Genomic DNA, 16246 nt, shown 5'->3' on the forward strand with positions numbered 1-16246 from the left:
CAATTCCCCCCGTTCACAAAGCCCTGCATCCTTGCCGGCGTTAGTTGACAAGGACGGTCAGGAATATAGGTTGCCCGCTGACCGAAGCCAGCCCTGATCGGGGTCAGCCAAAGCGAGTCCTGTTCTGTTTTCAAGGAGTTTCTCATGGCATATCCATCGCGCCCCGCCCTTCGCGCCCTGCTGGGGGCCTCGGCGCTTGCGCTTTCGGTGATCGCGGGCCCCGTTCTGGCCGAAACCGTCTTTACCAAGCCGCTGGTCGATTTCGCCGGCCGCGTCAGCGCCGGCGGCGTCGATCGCGCCCCGGTGTTCAAGGGCGGCAAGGCGGTGATCGAGGGCCAGAACCTGATCCCCGGCCAGACCGTGACGCTGATGCGCGGCACCAAGGCGCTGAACGCCGAGCCGATCGCCGTCGATGCCGAGGGCGGGTTCAGCTTTGCGCTCGACATCGACGCCGAGGCCGAGACGGGCCTGCAGCCCATCGTCGTCATCACCGAGAACCCGGCCTCGGCCGAGGTGGTCGAGCTGAAGATCTCGCCCGAGGTGCCGGTCGCGGGGGCCGAGAAATTCGCCGTCGCCAGCGAGCCGGTGGTGCGCGGGCTCTACCAGGTGAAGTTCAGCGAGGCCGCGAATGCCGCCTTCGTGACCAGCGCCGTCGGCCGCCCGCCGGTCAAGGAGGCCAAGCTGGTCAAGATCAACCCCGAGACGCTGAAGATCGAGGCCGAGGCCACCCCCGGCGCCGCGCCCGCCCGTCCCGACGGCAGCGACGGCGGCCTGTTCGCGGTCTATGGCGTCGATGTGGACGAGGCGAACGGCAATGTCTGGGTGACGAATACCCGCCAGGACACGGCCGCGGTCTACAAGCAGTCCGACCTGTCGCTGGTCAAGCAGTTCGAGCCGGGCGCCGTCCCCCATGCCCGCGACGTGGTGGTGGACGAGGCCAACGGCCGCGCCTATGCCAGCGCCACCGGCACGCCCGAGATCAAGGTCTTCGACACCAAGACCCTGGAGCCCTTGGAGCCGATCACCATCAAGTCGCAGATCCGGGGCGAGGAATTCTCGACCATGGCGCTGGACATCGACGAGCCGGGCGGCAAGCTGGTGACGGTCAGCCTGTCCACGCCCGAGGCGGCGGTGGTCGACCTGGCCTCGGGCGAGGTCAAGGTGATCGCGCTGCCGGGTGCCAAGGCGGCCTCGGGCGTGGCCTACGACCCGCAGGAGGGGCTGATCTTCGTCGCCTCGCAGGCCACCGACAACCTGCTGATCGTCAAGGCCGAGACCGGCGAAGTCCTGCATGACGTCGCCGTGGGCGCCGGCCCGCTGAACGTCGCCTTCGAGCCGGTGGGCCGCCTGGCCTATGTCGCCAACCGCGGCGCCGGCACCATCACCGTGGTCAGCCCCGAGGGCGAGATCGTGGCGAACCTGGACGCCGGCAGCCTGCCCAACCAGCTGCGCGCCGACGGCAAGGGCAATGTCTGGGCGGTCAACAAGTCGCGCGGCGAAAACGACGAGGCGGGCGACCGCATCTGGCGCATCACCCCCGCCACGGAGTAAGAGGGGCGCTGACCCTGCCGGGGCGCCCGCATGCGCGCCCCGGCGCATGAGCCAACGGACCCGCCATGACCCTGACCCGCCCGCTGCTTGCCGCATTCGCCCTGATCGCCTGGCTTGGCCCTGCCGCGGCGGATGTGGTGGCCACCGACATCCTGGGGCGCGAGGTGCATCTGCCCGAGCCCGCCCGCCACATCGTGCTGGGCGAGGGGCGGCACCTGTCGGTTCTGGGGCTGATCCACGACGATCCGGTGGCGCTGGTTTCCGGCTGGCGGCTGGACAAGGCGCTGGACGAGCCGACCATGCAGGCCTACCGCGAGAAATTCCCCGACATCGACCAGATCCGCCCGGTCGGCTCGGGCAATCGCGACATCTCGGCCGAGGCGATCATCGCGCTGCATCCCGACCTGGTGGTGCTGACGCTGATCGACCGGAACGACCCCGGCATGGAGGTCGCCCGCCAGCAGATCGAGGCGGCGGGCATCCCGGTCGCCTATGTCGATTTCTTCTCGCATCCGCAGGAAAACTCGATCCCCAGCCTGCGCATCCTGGGCAAGCTGACCGGCGCCGAGGAGCGCGCCGAGGAATTCGCCGAGTTCTACGACAGCCGGCTGGCCCGCATCCGCGACCGGCTGGCCGACCCCGAGATCGCCCGGCCGCGCGTGTTCTTCCACGTCCATGCGGCGCCGCAGAACTGCTGCTCGACCGTCGGCAGCGGGGTGTTTCACGACTTCATCACCACGGCCGGCGGGCAGAACATCGGCCATGACACCGTCAAGGGCGTGCTGGGCAACGTCAGCCTGGAATACCTGATCGGCGCCGACCCGGACGTCTATATCGCCACCGGCGGCACGCATATGGCGGCGCGGGGCGGGCTGGTTCTGGGCTCGGGCGTGGATGCCGAGACCGCGCAGGCCAGCTTTCAGCGGCTGATCGCGGCGCCGGGCTTTGCCTCGCTGCGCGCGGTGGAACAGGGGCGCACGGCCGGCGTCTGGCACCTGTTCAACGATTCGCCCGTGCATATCGCGCTGATAGAATACTTGGCCAAGACCTTTCATCCCGACCTGTTCCAGGACGTCGATCCCGCCAAGACCCTGGCCGAGATCAACGCCCGCTTCTCGCCCGTCATCGTGCCGGGAACATGGTGGGTGACGCCGGAACAATGAGCGACGCGACGCTGCAGCGCTATCACCGGCAAGGCCGGCGCAACGCCCTTCTGGTGGCGGTGCTGGGCCTTGCCGCGCTGGCGGCGCTGCTGCTGGACCTGGTCACGGGCCCGGCCGGCCTGCCCCTGGCCGATACGCTGCGGGCGCTGACCGGCGGCGAGGTGGCGCGCGGCACCCAGGTCATCGTCTGGGACGTGCGCCTGCCCGTTGCCTGCATGGCGCTGCTGGTCGGCGCGGCGCTGGCGCTGGCCGGGGCCGAGATGCAGACCGTGCTGGAAAACCCCCTGGCCGAGCCCTTCACGCTGGGCGTGTCCTCCTCGGCCGCGCTTGGCGCCGCGGTGGCGATCGTGCTGGGCCTGACCCTGCCCGGCCTGCCGGCGGTCTGGAGCGTCTCGGGCAACGCCTTCCTGTTCGCGCTTGGCGCGCTGGGGCTGTTGCAACTGTTGGGCCGCATCCGCGGCGGCGGCCCCGAGGTGCTGATCCTGTTCGGCGTGGCGCTGAACTTCACCGCCGCCGCGCTGCTGTCCTTGCTGCAATTCGTCGCCTCGGCCGATGCGCTGCAACAGCTGGTGTTCTGGACCATGGGCAGCCTGGCTTCGGCACAATGGCCGGGCGTGGTGCTGATCGGCGTGGTGCTGGCGGTGGCGGTGCCGTTTTCCTTTCGCGCGGCGTGGAAGCTGACCGCGCTGCGGCTGGGCGAGGACCAGGCGAAAAGCTTCGGCGTCGATGTGGCCGGCCTCAGGCGCTGGACGCTGCTGCGGGTCAGCCTGCTTGCCGCCTCGGCCGTGTCCATGGTCGGCGTCATCGGCTTCGTCGGCCTGGCCGGGCCGCATATCGCCCGCATGCTGGTCGGAGAGAACCACCGCGTCTTCCTGCCCGCCAGCATCCTGACCGGGGCGCTGGTCATGTCGCTGGCCTCGACGCTCAGCAAGACGCTGGTGCCGGGGGTGCTGCTGCCGGTCGGCCTCGTCACCTCGCTGATCGGGCTGCCGATCTTTTTCGCGCTGATCCTGCGCGGCAGGCGGCGCTGATGCAGGGGCTGCTGGCGCAGGGCATCTCGGTGCGCTACGGCGCGCGCAGCGTGCTTGCGGGGCTGGACCTGCCCTTGCTGCGGCCGGGCGAGGTCACGGTGCTGGCCGGGCCGAACGCGGCCGGGAAATCCACGCTTCTGCGCGCCATCGCCCAGTTGCAGCCCCATGGCGGGCAGGTGCTGCTGGACGGGCAGGACCTGGCCCATGTGCCGATGCGCGACCGCGCCCGGCTGATCGGCTTCATGCCGCAAAGCCTGCCGTCAAGCTCGTCGCTGGTGGCGCTGGAAAGCGTGATCGCGGCGCTGCGGGCGGGCGAGACCCTGGGCGCGCGCCAGGCCGATGCCGCCGCCATGGCGGTGCTGGACAAGCTGGGCATCGGCGCGCTGGCGCTCGAGCCGCTGTCGGCGCTGTCGGGCGGGCAGCGGCAGATGGTCAGCCTGGCGCAGGCCATCGTGCGCGACCCGCGCCTGCTGCTTCTGGACGAGCCGACCAGCGCGCTGGACCTGGCGCGGCAGGTGCGGCTGCTTTCCGAACTGCGGCGCCTGGCGGGCGAGGGGCGCATCGTCGTAGCCGTGCTGCACGACCTGGCGCTGGCGGCGCAATGGGCCGACCGCATCGTGCTGATCCACGGCGGCCATACCCATGCCGAAGGCGCGCCGGAACAGGTGCTGACCCCGCAGTTGCTGGCCCAGGTCTATGGCGTCGAGGCGCGGGTCGAGCGCTGCTCGCGCGGGCGGATCATGGTGCTGATCGACGGCGAACACGCGCCGGGCTGACCCCTAGTTCGCCCGCTGCCGCGAACGAAAGGGCAAGGGCGCGACGGGAATGCCGTCCTCCAGCAGCTTGCGGGCCTCTTCCAGCTTCGCCTCGCCATGGATCGCGCGCTCAGGCGCCAGGCCCTCGTGCATGGCGCGGGCCTCGGCGGCAAAGGACATGCCGACGTAATCCGAGGTTTCCTCGACATGGCGGCGCAGCTTTTCCAGCGCCGCCTCATGGTCGTTGCGGGGGTTGTGCAGGTCGGGGGCATCGTCGCGGCCATGCGCCACGCGCGGCGCCATCAGCGCCTTGTCCACCTGGGCCGAGCCGCAATGCGTGCAAGTGACCTGCCCCGCGGCGCGCAGGGCGTCGAACCCGTCCGAGGACCGGAACCAGCCATCGAAATCATGGCCTTTTTCACAGCGCAGGGCATAGCGGATCATCGCGACTCCTTTCCCCTTGAATATCGGGCCGGGCAAGGGCTTATGCAAGGCCGCGCCGCGCCAGCGCCTTGATCCGCGCGACCAGCGTGGCGGGATCGCCAGCCCGCGCCAAAAGCAGCGCCCGCGCCGCCTCGCCCATGCGGCGCTGGCCCGCGCCGTCCTGAGCCAGGGCGGCCAGCGCCTGCGGCAGCGCCTCGACCGTGCAGCCCCGCGCCGCGCCCGCCGCCGCCAGGTCGGCATAGTCGCCGGCATGGTTGGCGACATGCGGCCCGTGCAGGATGGCACAGCGCCAGGCCGCCGGCTCCCATGGCGTATGGCCGCCGTGATCGGCAAAGGAGCCGCCGGTGATGCAGATGCCGGCGGCGCGATACCATGCCGCCATCTCGCCCAGCGTATCGGCCAGCAGCACCGGCGCGCCCAGCCCGCCGCCCTGGCTGCGGCGGACGAAATCCAGGCCCCGCGCCGCGATCAGCGCCGCCACCGCATCGCCGCGGCGGGGATGGCGCGGCGCCAGGATCAGCCGCAGGTCCGGCACCGCCGCGCGCGCCGCGGCCCAGGCGTCCAGCATCGGCGCATCCTCGCCCTCATGGGTCGAGGCCGCCAGCACGGTGCGCGCGCGCTCCGGCCCGTCCTCGCCCGGCTCGACCTGGGCGGGGGCCAGCAGCTTCAGGTTCAGCCGCGGCGTCAGCGCGCCCGCCTGCAGCCCCAGCGCCAGAAGCCGCGCCTCGCTGTCCGCATCCTGCGCCGACAGCGCGTCGATGCGGGCCAGCATCGGCCCGATCAGCCCCGGCAGCCGGCCCCAGCGCGCCGCCGAGCGGGCCGAGATGCGCGCGCCCACCACCACCTGCGCCACGCCCCGCGCCGCCGCCATGGCCGAACGGTTGGGCCAAAGCTCGTTCTCGACCGTGACCAGCACCGCGGGCCGCAGCCGGTCCAGAAAGCGCCCGACGGCCTGCGGCACGTCCAGCGGCGCCAGCGCGCAGGGATGGCCCAGCCGCCGCGCCAGCGCGCGCCCGGTCAGGCTGTTGGTCGTCACCACCAGGGGAAAGTCCCGCGCCAGCGCCTCGGCCAGCACCTGAACCGAGTTCAGCTCGCCTACGCTGGCCGCATGCAGCCAGATCCCGCCCGGCGCGGCCTCGGGGCCGGACAGCGCCAGCCGCTCGCGCCAATCCGCCCCGGCCAGCGGCGCGGCCAGGCCCAGCGCCCCGCCGGCCAGCGCCGTGGCGCCGCGCCAGATCAACGCAGGGCGGCCTCGGCAGCCTCGCGGATGGCACGGATGTTCTCGCCATAGGGCGCGCTGTTCGACACCGAGCCGCCGCGGAACACGGCCGAGCCGGCGACCAGCACATCCGCCCCCGCCGCCGCGACCAGCGGCGCGGTCACGGGATCGACGCCGCCGTCGATCTCGATATGCACCGGGCGGTCGCCGATCATGGCGCGCAATTCGCGCACCTTCTCGACCTGGCTGTGGATGAACTTCTGCCCGCCGAAGCCGGGGTTCACCGTCATCACGCAGATCAGGTCGACATCGTCCAGCAGCGGCCGTGCGGCTTGCGCCGGGGTGCCGGGGTTCAGCGCCAGCCCGGCCCTGGCGCCGGCGCCGCGAATGGCCTGAAGCGTGCGGTGGACATGCGCCCCGGCCTCGACATGGGCGGTGATGATGTCGCTGCCCGCCTCGGCGAAGGCCTCGATATAGGGATCGACCGGGGCGATCATCAGGTGCACGTCCATCACGCCGCGGATATGCGGCCGGATCGCCTTGCACATGGCGGGGCCGAAGGTCAGGTTCGGCACGAAATGCCCGTCCATCACATCGACATGGACCCAGTCGGCGCCCTGGTCCTCGACGGCGCGGCATTCCTGGCCGAAATTGGCGAAATCCGCGGAAAGGATGGAAGGCGCGATCTTGATGCGGCGGTCGAACGTCATGTCTGGCTCCCTGCAATGCCCCTGGTCCCGGTTATCGTCCCGGCCGGCCGGCCGTCAACAGGCCTGAAGGTCGCATTTCTCCGTTTTCCAAATACCCCGCGGGGGTCCGGGGGCGCGAAGCCCCCGGCTTCCCCCTTGGGCTTTCCGCCGCATGGCCTATATTGGGGCCAAGGCGCCAGGCCGCAGCCGGCCCCCGCGCATCCCTATTCCGAAGGACTTGTGATGACCGAAACGAAGGAAATTTCCTGGGACGACAGCATGCTGCCCTTCCAGCTGGAGCGCTCGGACATGCGCGGCCGCGTCGCGCGCCTCGGGCCCCTGCTCGAACACATCCTGTCGCGCCACGACTACCCGGTCCCGGTCAGCGCCATGGTGGCGGAACTCACCACCCTGGCCGCGCTGATCGGCCAGACCATCAAGCTGCGCTGGAAGCTCTCGCTGCAGGTGCGCGGCAACGGCGCCATCCGCACCATCGCCACCGACTACTACGCCCCCGAGACCGAGGGCGCCCCCGCCCGCATGCGCGCCTGGGCCAGCTTCGACGCCGAGCGCCTGCAAGACGGCCTGCCCGGCTTCGACCAGCTGGGCCAGGGCTATTTCGCGGTGCTGATCGACCAGGGCGAGGGCACGACCCCCTACCAGGGCCTGACCCCGCTGGCCGGCGGCTCGCTTGCCAGCTGCGCCCAGACCTATTTCGAACAGTCCGAGCAGCTGCCGACCCGGTTCGAGCTGACGGTGGGCCGCGCACGCCTGCCCGGCCAGCACCAGGACCATTGGCGCGCCGGCGGCATCATGCTGCAGACCCTGCCGGCCGGCAGCCATGCCGGGCCCGAGGGCGACCTGCAATCCGCCGACATCCTGCAAGGCGCGCAATCCGAGGACTGGAACCGCGCCACCACGCTGATGGCCACGGTCGAGGCGATGGAGCTGGTCGACCCGGCCCTGCCGCTGCCCAACCTGGTCTTCCGCCTGTTCCACGAGGAAGAGCCGACCGCCTTCGCCGCGCAGCCGCTGGTCTTCGGCTGCTCCTGCAATGCCGAGCGGGTGCGCAGCACGCTGTCGATCTATTCGGCCAAGGACATCGGCCACATGACCAATGACGACGGCATCGTCACCGCCGATTGCCAGTTCTGCGGCGCGCATTACGAATTCGACCCGAAAAGCCTGGGCTTCGAGGCGGTGATCGACGCCGAGGGCAACCCCCTGCCCAAGGTCGGGGCCGGGGAAAGCCGGGCCGCGCTTTGATGGGAACGATCCGCGAGACATTGACGCGGGCCCTGTCGGGAACGACGGGGCCCTCGTCGGATTTCGACTTCGGCGGCGCCCCGCCGGGCGAGGTGGCGCTGCGCCCGGCCGGCGTGCTGGCCGCCTTCGACGCGGTGGACGGGCGGCTGATCCTGACCAAGCGCGCCAGCAGTCTGCGCCACCATCCCGGCCAGATCGCCCTGCCCGGCGGCAAGGTCGATCCCGGCGATGCCGACGAGATCGCCGCCGCCCTGCGCGAAGCGCATGAGGAGGTGGGCCTCGACCCGGCCCGCGTCGAGGTGCTGGGCACCATGCCGGCGCATCGAACCATCACCGGCTTTGCCATGACCCCGGTGCTGGCGCTGGTCCACGGCCCCTTCGCCCCCGTCCCCGAGATGGGCGAGGTCGAGGAGGTGTTTACCGTCCCCTTCGCCCATGTATCCGACCCGGCGAACTACCATGTCGAGGGCCGGATCTGGCGCGGGGCGCGGCGCGACTATTACGTCGCCCCCTGGGGCCCCTATTATATCTGGGGCGCCACCGCCCGCGTTCTGCATTCCCTTGCGACAAGGATTGCCCGATGACCCGGCTGACCGCGCCCTTCCTCGACGACCCGGCCCTGGGGCAGGTGCTGGCCGCGCTGGCGGCCCAGGGCGCGCAGGCGCTGATCGTCGGCGGCGCGGTCCGAAACGCGCTTCTGGGCGAGCCGGTGGCGGATGTGGACATCTCGACCTCGGCCCGGCCCGAAGAGACCGTGCGGCTGGCCGAGGCGGCCGGCCTGCGCAGCGTGCCCACCGGCATCGAGCATGGCACCGTCACCGTCATCGCCGATGGCCGCGGCTTCGAAGTCACCAGTTTCCGCCGCGACGTGGAAACGGATGGCCGCCGCGCCGTCGTGGCCTATTCCGACCGCATCGAGGATGACGCGCAGCGCCGCGACTTCACCATGAACGCGCTTTACGCCACCGCCTCGGGCGAGGTGCTGGACCCGGTGGGCGGCCTGCCCGACCTGGCGGCGCGCCGGCTGCGCTTCGTCGGCGACCCGCGCGCGCGCATCGCCGAGGACTATCTGCGCATCCTGCGCTTCTTTCGCCTGCTGGCCTGGTATGGGCGCGAGGCCGACCTGCACGCGCTGGCCGCCTGCCGCGAATTGCGCCAGGGGCTTGCCGGCATCTCGAAGGAACGCATCGGCCACGAGATGCGCAAGCTGCTCGACGCCCCCGACCCTTCCCCCGCCATGGCGCTGATGGCCGAGGCGGGCGTGCTGCCGCTGGTCCTGCCCGGTGCGGATGCCAGCGACCTGCCCGACCTGGTCGAGGTCGAGCGGGAATACGGCACCGGCGCCCTGCCCTGCTGGCCGCGCCGGCTGGCGCTCTTGGGCGCGCCGAACCCGGCCGGGGCGCTGCGCCTGTCGCGGGACGAGGCCCGCACCCAGGACCGGATCGCGCAGGCGCTGGCCATGCCCGCGCCGGCCGCCGCCTATCGCCTGGGCCGCGCGAACGCCGCGCAATCGGTGCTGATCCGTGCCGCCCGCGGCGACCGGCCGGCCTTTGGCTGGTGCCACGAACTGGCGCGCGGCGCCGCGGCGAAATTCCCGCTGACCGCCCGCGACCTGATGCCCGAACTGTCCGGCCCCGCCCTGGGCGAGGCGCTGCGCCGGGCCGAGGACGCCTTTGTCGAAAGCGATTTCACCCTGCCACCCGAGGCGCTGCTGCGGATCGCCCTGCAACAAGAGGCCCGCGCCTGATGCATGATTTCTTCGCCCGCATGATCGACGCCTTCCGCCCGGCCGAGGGTCCGCCGCCGCGCAGCCTGCTGGCATTCTTCCGCTGGTGCCTGTCGGGCGCCTGGCCGGGGCTGACGCTGGCGGCGGTGGCCTCGGCGCTGGGGGGCATCGCCGACGTGGTCTCGGCCGTGCTGCTGGGCTGGGTGGTGGATGCGGTGGTCTCGACCCCCGCGGATCGGATCTGGGCGGACCAGGGCGGGCTGATCCTGGGCTTTGCCGCCTTCTTCCTGCTGATCCGCCCGGCGATCTTCGGGCTTTCCACCGCCAGCTCCAGCGTCATCATCGGGCCGAACATCCTGCCGCTGGTGCTGTCGCGGCTGCATCGCTGGACCATGGGCCATGCAGTGACCTTCTTTGACAACGACTTTGCCGGCCGCATCGCGCAAAAGCAGATGCAGACCGCCCGCGCCGTGACCGACGTGGCGACCGAATTCGTCAACGTGGTGGCCTTTGCGCTGGCATCGGTGATCGGCTCTGCCGCCTTCCTGGTCTCGGTCGATGGCTGGGGCGCGCTGGCGCTGATGGTCTGGCTGGGCTCATACGTGCTGCTGATCCGCTTCTTCCTGCCGCGCATCCGCACGCGCTCGGCCAGCCGGGCCTCGGCGCGGGCCATGGTCACGGGGCAGGTCGTGGACACGATCACCAACATCAAGACCGTCAAGCTTTTCGCCCATGCCGAGCACGAGGACCGCGCCGCGCTTGGCGCCATGGCCGGTTTCCGCGAACGCGCGCTGGACTTCGGCCGGGTCAGCACCTGGTTTCGCCTGTCGCTGATGACCATCGCCGGCGCGCTGCCGGTGATCCTGGTCGGCGGCACCATCCTGTTGTGGCGGCAGGGCATGGCCACGGCGGGCGACATCGCCGCCGCCGGCGCCATCGCCATGCGGCTGGCGCAGATGACCGGCTGGGTCAGCATGGCGCTGATGGGGGTCTGGGGCAGCATCGGCGAGGTCGAGGACGGCATGAAGACCCTGGCCCCGCCCCATGCCCTGACCGATGCGCCCGACGCCATCGCCCTGGGCCGGGTCGCGGGGCGGATCGACTTCGACCATGTGGATTTCGCCTATGGCCGCGGTGAAGGCGGCATCAGCGACCTGGACCTGCATGTCGCGCCCGGCGAAAAGCTGGGCATCGTCGGCGCCTCGGGGGCGGGGAAATCCACCATGGTCTCGCTGCTTTTGCGGCTCTACGACGTGGAAAGCGGCGCGGTGCGGGTGGACGGCCACGACGTGCGCGCGGTGACGCAGGAAAGCCTGCGCCGCAACATCGCCATGGTCACGCAGGAAACCGCGATGTTCAACCGCTCGGCGCGCGAGAACATCCTGTATGGCCGCCCCGATGCGACCGAGGAGGAAATCGTCGCCGCCGCCACGGCCGCCGAGGCGCATGAGTTCATCCTGAAGCTGCGCGACCACATGGGCCGCACCGGCTATGACGCGCATCTGGGCGAACGCGGGGTCAAGCTGTCTGGCGGCCAGCGCCAGCGCATCGCATTGGCCCGCGCGCTGCTGAAGGACGCGCCGATCCTGGTCCTGGACGAGGCGACCAGCGCGCTGGACAGCGAGGTCGAGGCGCAGGTCCAGGACGCGCTGCACCGCGCCATGCGGGGCAAGACGGTGCTGGCCATCGCCCACCGGCTCTCGACCATCGCCGAACTGGACCGCATCGTCGTGCTGGAGGCCGGGCGCATCGTCGAACAGGGCGCTCATGCCGATCTGCTGGCGCTGGACGGCACCTATGCGCGCTACTGGAACCGCCAGTCGGGCGGCTTCCTGGGCACCGAGGACGATGCGGCGGAGGCCGCCGAGTGACGCTCTGGACCGTCGAGCGGCTGGGCCGCAAGGGCGACGGCGTCGCCATCAGCGGCGATCGGCGCGCGCTGGCCGCGCTGGTCCTGCCCGGCGAACAGATCGAGGGCGAGGCCGAGGCCGGCCGCATCGCCGCCCCGCGCATCGTGACGCCTTCGGCCGAGCGGGTGCGGCCGCCCTGCCAGCATTACCGCGCCTGCGGCGGCTGTTCGCTGATGCATGGCTCGGACGATTTCGTGAAGGGATGGAAGGTCGGCGTGGTGGCCGAGGCGTTGCGGGCGCAGGGGCTTTCGGCGCCGGTCGCGGGGGTGCATGTCTCGCCGCCGCGCTCGCGCCGGCGGGCGGTGCTGTCGGGGCGGCGCACGAAGAAGGGCGCGCTCGTGGGCTTTCACGCCCGCGCCTCGGACGTGATCGTGGACATCGCCGATTGCCATGTGCTGCGGCCGGCGATCCAGTCCGCGCTGCCGCTGCTGCGGCAGCTGGTGACGGCTGGCGCCTCGCGTTCGGCCGAGCTGTCGCTGACCGTGACCGAGACTTCGGCGGGGCTGGACTTGGCCGTCTCCGGCGGCAAGCCGATGGAGCCGGCGCTGTTCCAGGCCCTCGCGACGCTGGCCGACCAGGGCGACCTGGCGCGGCTGGGCTGGGACGGGCAGGCGATCACCCGCCGCCCGCCGGCGCTGGCCATGGGCCGGGCGCGGGTGGTGCCGCCGCCGGGCGCTTTCCTGCAAGCCACCGCCGAGGGCGAGGCCGCGCTGCTGGCCGCCGTGCGCGGCATGGTGGGGAACGCCGGGCGGGTGCTGGACCTGTTCGCGGGCTGCGGCACCTTCTCGCTGCCCCTGGCCGAGACGGCCGAGATCCATGCCGTCGAGGGGTTGGCCGCGCCGTTGCAGGCGCTGGATGCCGCCGCCCGGCAGGCACCGGGCCTGCGCCGAATCACGACCGAGATTCGCGACCTGGCGCGCCGCCCGCTGATGCCCCACGAGCTGGCCTATGACGCAATCGTGATCGATCCGCCCCGCGCCGGGGCCGAGGCGCAGGCGCGCGAGATCGCCCGCGCGCAGGTGCCGCGGCTCGCCTGGGTCAGCTGCGACCCCGTCACTTTCGCAAGGGATGCGCGGATTCTCGCCGAGGGAGGCTATGGGTTGTGCCGGCTGTTCGTGGTCGACCAATTCCGCTGGTCGCCGCATGTCGAGACCGTGGCGGAGTTTCGCCGACGCTAGCGAAATTTTAATCTCTGTGGTATTTCATAACAAAACGAAGCGCATAGCGCACACAGAGGGCAGTGATGATTCGGGCAATACGCGCATTCTTCGCGGTTGTCGCAGTAGCCGTTTTGGCAAGCTGCGGCGGGGGCGACAGCCTGCAACCCAGCAAGACCTATCAGGGGCCGCCGATCACGCAGATCGTGGTCAAGAAGGCCGATCGCAAGATGTATCTGGTCAGCGGCAAGGAGGTCGTCAAAAGCTACAAGATCGACCTGGGCAACCAGCCGTTTGGCCACAAGCAATTCGAAGGCGACGGCCGCACGCCCGAGGGCCTGTATTTCATCGACCGCTTCAACCCGCGCAGCCGTTACCACCTGTCGGTCGGCATCTCCTATCCTTCGGCGCAGGACGTGGCCAATGCGGCGGCGCGCGGCCAGCGGCCGGGCGGCGACATCTTCATCCACGGCCTCGGCCCCGAAGGGCGGGCGCTGAACCGGCCGGACTGGACCGCCGGCTGCATCGCCGTCACCGACCAGGAGATCGAGGAGATCTTCACCATGCTGCGGCCGGGCGTGCCGATCTTCATCTATCCCTGACGCCGCCCGAGGACGAGACAGGCCCCGCGCATCAGCGCGGGGCCTTGCCATGTCCGAAGGCCGGGAAGGCAGCAAGCCCCGGCCGGCGCGGCTGACGCATCGGCCATGAACAACGCCCGTGGTCTTCGCTCCGCCTGCACCGGCAGGGCGATCCGGCCGGGCGGGCGGGTCGGTTGAACCGAGGCTTCGCGGCAAAATAACGAGTTGCACAAGGGCGATGCCTGCCTGTAGGTAAAAAATTGACTGAATCACTTGGGTATTATCAGTCGCTTCTTCACCTATTCGCGGAGATCATCCATGAGATCGCTACTTGCCCCCGCCCTTCTGGCCGCCACCTTCGCCGGCGCCGGCGCCCAGGCCCAGGATTTCGGCTATGAAGCATTCGAGCCTTCGGTGAACCATATCGACCTCGAGACCTGTCCCGCCCGCGTGACGGCCAAGGAGGTCTTCTGCCGCGCCACGCTTCTGAACGACACCGTCTATGTCTATGTCTTCGAGGACACCGACGAGATGAAATACGTCGAAATGCTGGCCTTCGAGGCAGGCGAATACGAGATCACCTTCAAATAACGATCCGGGGCGCGGGGTCCGGCGGACCGAAGCGGCCAACGTGCTGCGCCCTACAGGATCGGTCCCACGACGGCATTTTCCGGCCAGCCTCGGCCGGCCGGACATGACGGCATCTGGCACTGGATGCCGCATCCTTGCTCCGGCTCTCTTCGTGAACCGACATGCGCCACCGACGGGGCGCGGGGCGGCAGCGGTCTGACCGGGCGCCGCGCAGGCCGGACGGGAAGCTGGAACCCGGCACCGGATGCCGCATCCTTGCTTCGGCCTCTTCGCGAACCGGCATGCGCCGCCGACGGGGCGCGGGGCGGCAGCGGTCCTGACCGGATGCCGCTTGCAGGCCGGGCGGGAAGCTGGAACCCGGCACCGGATGCCGCATCCTTGCTTCGGCCTCTTCGCGAACCGGCATGCGCCACCGACGGGGCGCAGCGGCGGCAATGGCCCCGACCGGACGCCGCTTGCAGGCCGGGCGGGAAGGCGGAACCCGGCACCGAATGCCGCATCCTTGCTTCGGCCTCTTCGCGAACCGGCATGCGCCACCGACGGGGCGCGGGGCGGCAATGGCCCTGACCGGGCGCCGCGCAGGCCGGACGGACATGACGCGGCCCGCAGTGGGCCGCGCCGCGCGGTCAGATGCCGGCGCCGGGGGCAAAGCCGCCGGCCATGGCCACCGGCGCGCCGGCCGCGCCGCCGGTGATCAGCACCCACCAGATCTTGCCCGAAGGCTCCTGATACCAGCCGATGCCGAATTCCGTGGCGCGCGGGTCCATGATCACGTCGCGGGTGTCGCGGGTCTGCATCCAGGCGTTCAGGGTGGTGATCTCGTTCTCGTAGGTCTCGGAGATGTTCTCGCCGACCAGATGGCCCATGTAGCCCTGGCGCCGCACCCGCTCGAGCGGCGAAGAGCCGTCCGAGCCGAAATGCCAGGCCCGGTTCTGCGCCGCCATGTCGCGGGCATGGACCTTGGCGGCCGCATCCAGCGCGGGGCTCTGCATCATGGCGGGGGCCGCGACATTGGCGCGCAGCGCGTTGATCTGGCCCAGGACGCGGCCGGGGATCTGCGCCTCTTCGCGCGGGGTGATGCGATAGGCCGTCGGCAGCGGCTGCCCGTCGGGGCCCAGTTGCGGCTGAGGCTGCTGGCAGGCCGCGAGCGCCAGCACCGACACAAGCGCCAGGGTGGAAAGTTTCAGCATGATGTCCTGTCCCCAAGGATGTTTGCGCCAGCCATACAAAAGCGCAACCGCCGCTTCAAACCCAAGATTGCGTGAGCGCAACAGGCTGCGACTGTGTTGCGACAATGACGCTTGTTTGAATTGCAAGGCGCCTGCGGCGGGCGTAAATCCCCGTTCCAGCAAGACCTCTTTCGCACATTCGGGCAGAGAAGGCCGCAGGAAGCGGTCCGTCACATATCAGGAGCGACACATGATCACGCCGAAGAAACCGGTCTCGCGCCGGAAATTTCTGACCGCCTCGGTGGCGATGGGCGCGGCAGGGCTGGCGGCCCCGGCCATTGCGCAATCCTTCGACCCCTATACCGGCCAGCCCCTGCAGGGCACGGCGGGCGGCGCCACCCCGGATGCGGGCATGGTGCAATACGACGCCGCGCAGGATTCGCGCCGCAACATCTCCAGCTTCCGCATGCAGGACTGGCAGCCCTATTTCAGCAGCCTGACCAATGGCGCGATCCTGGTCGACCTGACCTCGCGCGCGCTGCATTACTGGTCCGAGGACCAGTCGGTCTACAAGCTGTTCCCGACCTCGGTCCCGGTCAGCGCCGACCTGACCCGCACCGGCCGCACCGAGATCATCAAGAAGGTCGAGGGCCCCAGCTGGGCGCCCACCCCCGAGATGAAGAAGCGCAACCCCGAATGGCCGGATTTCGTGCCGCCGGGGCCGGACAACCCGCTGGGCACCCATGCGCTGTGGCTGAGCTGGCAGTATTACCGCATCCACGGCACGCATGACACGCGCAAGATCGGCCGCAAGTCCTCGAACGGCTGCATCGGCCTTTACAACGAGCATATCAAGCAGCTCTATGACCTGACCAAGATCGGCACCCAGGTTCTGCTGATCTGACCCGGCCGAACAGGAACGACAGCAAGGGGCCGCAAGGCCCCTTTTTCGTTTCGACCTTTTGGATCGGCAAGTGCTTGGGCTGCACCATCG

General features: G+C 70.4%; 16 protein-coding genes. 12 read left to right on the forward strand and 4 right to left on the reverse strand.

The window, feature by feature from the left end:
• Window positions 1-144 precede the first annotated feature (144 nt).
• From KF941_RS11315 to KF941_RS11330, 4 genes are all read left to right on the forward strand, one after another.
• Entirely contained in the window at window positions 145-1551 is a 1407-nt protein-coding gene (locus tag KF941_RS11315) for a YncE family protein (RefSeq protein ID WP_214273367.1), read from the forward strand.
• Between the two features lie 65 nt (window positions 1552-1616).
• Window positions 1617-2714 carry an ABC transporter substrate-binding protein gene (locus tag KF941_RS11320; RefSeq protein WP_036758159.1) on the forward strand — a complete coding sequence of 366 codons (1098 nt, stop codon included), beginning with the start codon at window positions 1617-1619 and terminating at the stop codon, window positions 2712-2714.
• Window positions 2711-3745 (forward strand): iron ABC transporter permease, encoded by a 1035-nt coding sequence (locus KF941_RS11325; protein WP_036758161.1) that lies wholly within the window; start codon window positions 2711-2713, stop codon window positions 3743-3745. The genes KF941_RS11320 and KF941_RS11325 overlap by 4 nt, the downstream gene beginning before the upstream one ends.
• A complete protein-coding gene (locus KF941_RS11330; RefSeq protein WP_036758163.1) occupies window positions 3745-4521 on the forward strand; it encodes an ABC transporter ATP-binding protein in 777 nt (258 codons plus the stop codon). Before KF941_RS11325 ends, KF941_RS11330 begins: the two co-directional genes overlap by 1 nt.
• Before the next feature lie 3 nt (window positions 4522-4524).
• Here KF941_RS11330 and KF941_RS11335 read toward each other — a convergent pair whose 3' ends face one another.
• Genes KF941_RS11335 through rpe form a run of 3 tightly spaced genes read right to left on the reverse strand, consistent with a single transcriptional unit; the run spans window position 4525 to window position 6873 of the window.
• Entirely contained in the window at window positions 4525-4944 is a 420-nt protein-coding gene (locus KF941_RS11335) for a DUF1178 family protein (RefSeq protein ID WP_036758165.1), read from the reverse strand.
• Window positions 4945-4984: 40 nt separating this feature from the next.
• The gene (locus KF941_RS11340; protein ID WP_214273368.1) at window positions 4985-6184 is read right to left on the reverse strand and encodes a glycosyltransferase N-terminal domain-containing protein; all 1200 of its coding nucleotides are present in this window, start codon (window positions 6182-6184) and stop codon (window positions 4985-4987) included.
• Window positions 6181-6873 carry a ribulose-phosphate 3-epimerase gene (gene rpe / locus KF941_RS11345; RefSeq protein ID WP_072461142.1) on the reverse strand — a complete coding sequence of 231 codons (693 nt, stop codon included), beginning with the start codon at window positions 6871-6873 and terminating at the stop codon, window positions 6181-6183. The genes KF941_RS11340 and rpe overlap by 4 nt, the downstream gene beginning before the upstream one ends.
• Window positions 6874-7095: 222 nt before the next feature.
• Between rpe and KF941_RS11350 the strand changes: the two genes are divergently transcribed.
• From KF941_RS11350 to KF941_RS11380, 7 genes are all read left to right on the forward strand, one after another.
• Window positions 7096-8118 (forward strand): Hsp33 family molecular chaperone HslO, encoded by a 1023-nt coding sequence (locus tag KF941_RS11350; protein ID WP_214273369.1) that lies wholly within the window; start codon window positions 7096-7098, stop codon window positions 8116-8118.
• On the forward strand, window positions 8118-8702 hold the full coding sequence (locus KF941_RS11355) for a CoA pyrophosphatase (protein WP_036758173.1): 585 nt from the start codon (window positions 8118-8120) through the stop codon (window positions 8700-8702). The genes KF941_RS11350 and KF941_RS11355 overlap by 1 nt, the downstream gene beginning before the upstream one ends.
• Complete coding sequence (locus tag KF941_RS11360; protein WP_072461144.1) at window positions 8699-9865, forward strand: CCA tRNA nucleotidyltransferase; 1167 nt, start codon at window positions 8699-8701, stop codon at window positions 9863-9865. Before KF941_RS11355 ends, KF941_RS11360 begins: the two co-directional genes overlap by 4 nt.
• Window positions 9865-11715: an ABC transporter ATP-binding protein gene (locus KF941_RS11365; RefSeq protein ID WP_214273370.1), complete on the forward strand. Its 1851-nt coding sequence runs from the start codon at window positions 9865-9867 to the stop codon at window positions 11713-11715. The genes KF941_RS11360 and KF941_RS11365 overlap by 1 nt, the downstream gene beginning before the upstream one ends.
• The gene (locus KF941_RS11370) at window positions 11712-12932 is read left to right on the forward strand and encodes a class I SAM-dependent RNA methyltransferase (protein ID WP_214273371.1); all 1221 of its coding nucleotides are present in this window, start codon (window positions 11712-11714) and stop codon (window positions 12930-12932) included. The genes KF941_RS11365 and KF941_RS11370 overlap by 4 nt, the downstream gene beginning before the upstream one ends.
• A 65-nt stretch (window positions 12933-12997) precedes the next feature.
• On the forward strand, window positions 12998-13513 hold the full coding sequence (locus tag KF941_RS11375) for a L,D-transpeptidase family protein (protein WP_036758180.1): 516 nt from the start codon (window positions 12998-13000) through the stop codon (window positions 13511-13513).
• A 297-nt stretch (window positions 13514-13810) separates the two neighbouring features.
• Window positions 13811-14083, forward strand: a complete 273-nt coding sequence (locus KF941_RS11380) for a hypothetical protein (RefSeq protein WP_072461147.1) — start codon at window positions 13811-13813, stop codon at window positions 14081-14083.
• Between the two features lie 626 nt (window positions 14084-14709).
• On the opposite strand, the gene KF941_RS11385 is transcribed toward KF941_RS11380, so the two are convergent.
• Entirely contained in the window at window positions 14710-15273 is a 564-nt protein-coding gene (locus KF941_RS11385; protein WP_036758184.1) for a CAP domain-containing protein, read from the reverse strand.
• 229 nt (window positions 15274-15502) lie between these two features.
• Between KF941_RS11385 and KF941_RS11390 the strand changes: the two genes are divergently transcribed.
• Window positions 15503-16156 carry a L,D-transpeptidase gene (locus KF941_RS11390; protein ID WP_036758186.1) on the forward strand — a complete coding sequence of 218 codons (654 nt, stop codon included), beginning with the start codon at window positions 15503-15505 and terminating at the stop codon, window positions 16154-16156.
• Window positions 16157-16246: the final 90 nt, after the last annotated feature.

The sequence above is a fragment of the Paracoccus sp. pheM1 genome (assembly GCF_018499825.1).
Taxonomy (GTDB): domain Bacteria; phylum Pseudomonadota; class Alphaproteobacteria; order Rhodobacterales; family Rhodobacteraceae; genus Paracoccus; species Paracoccus versutus.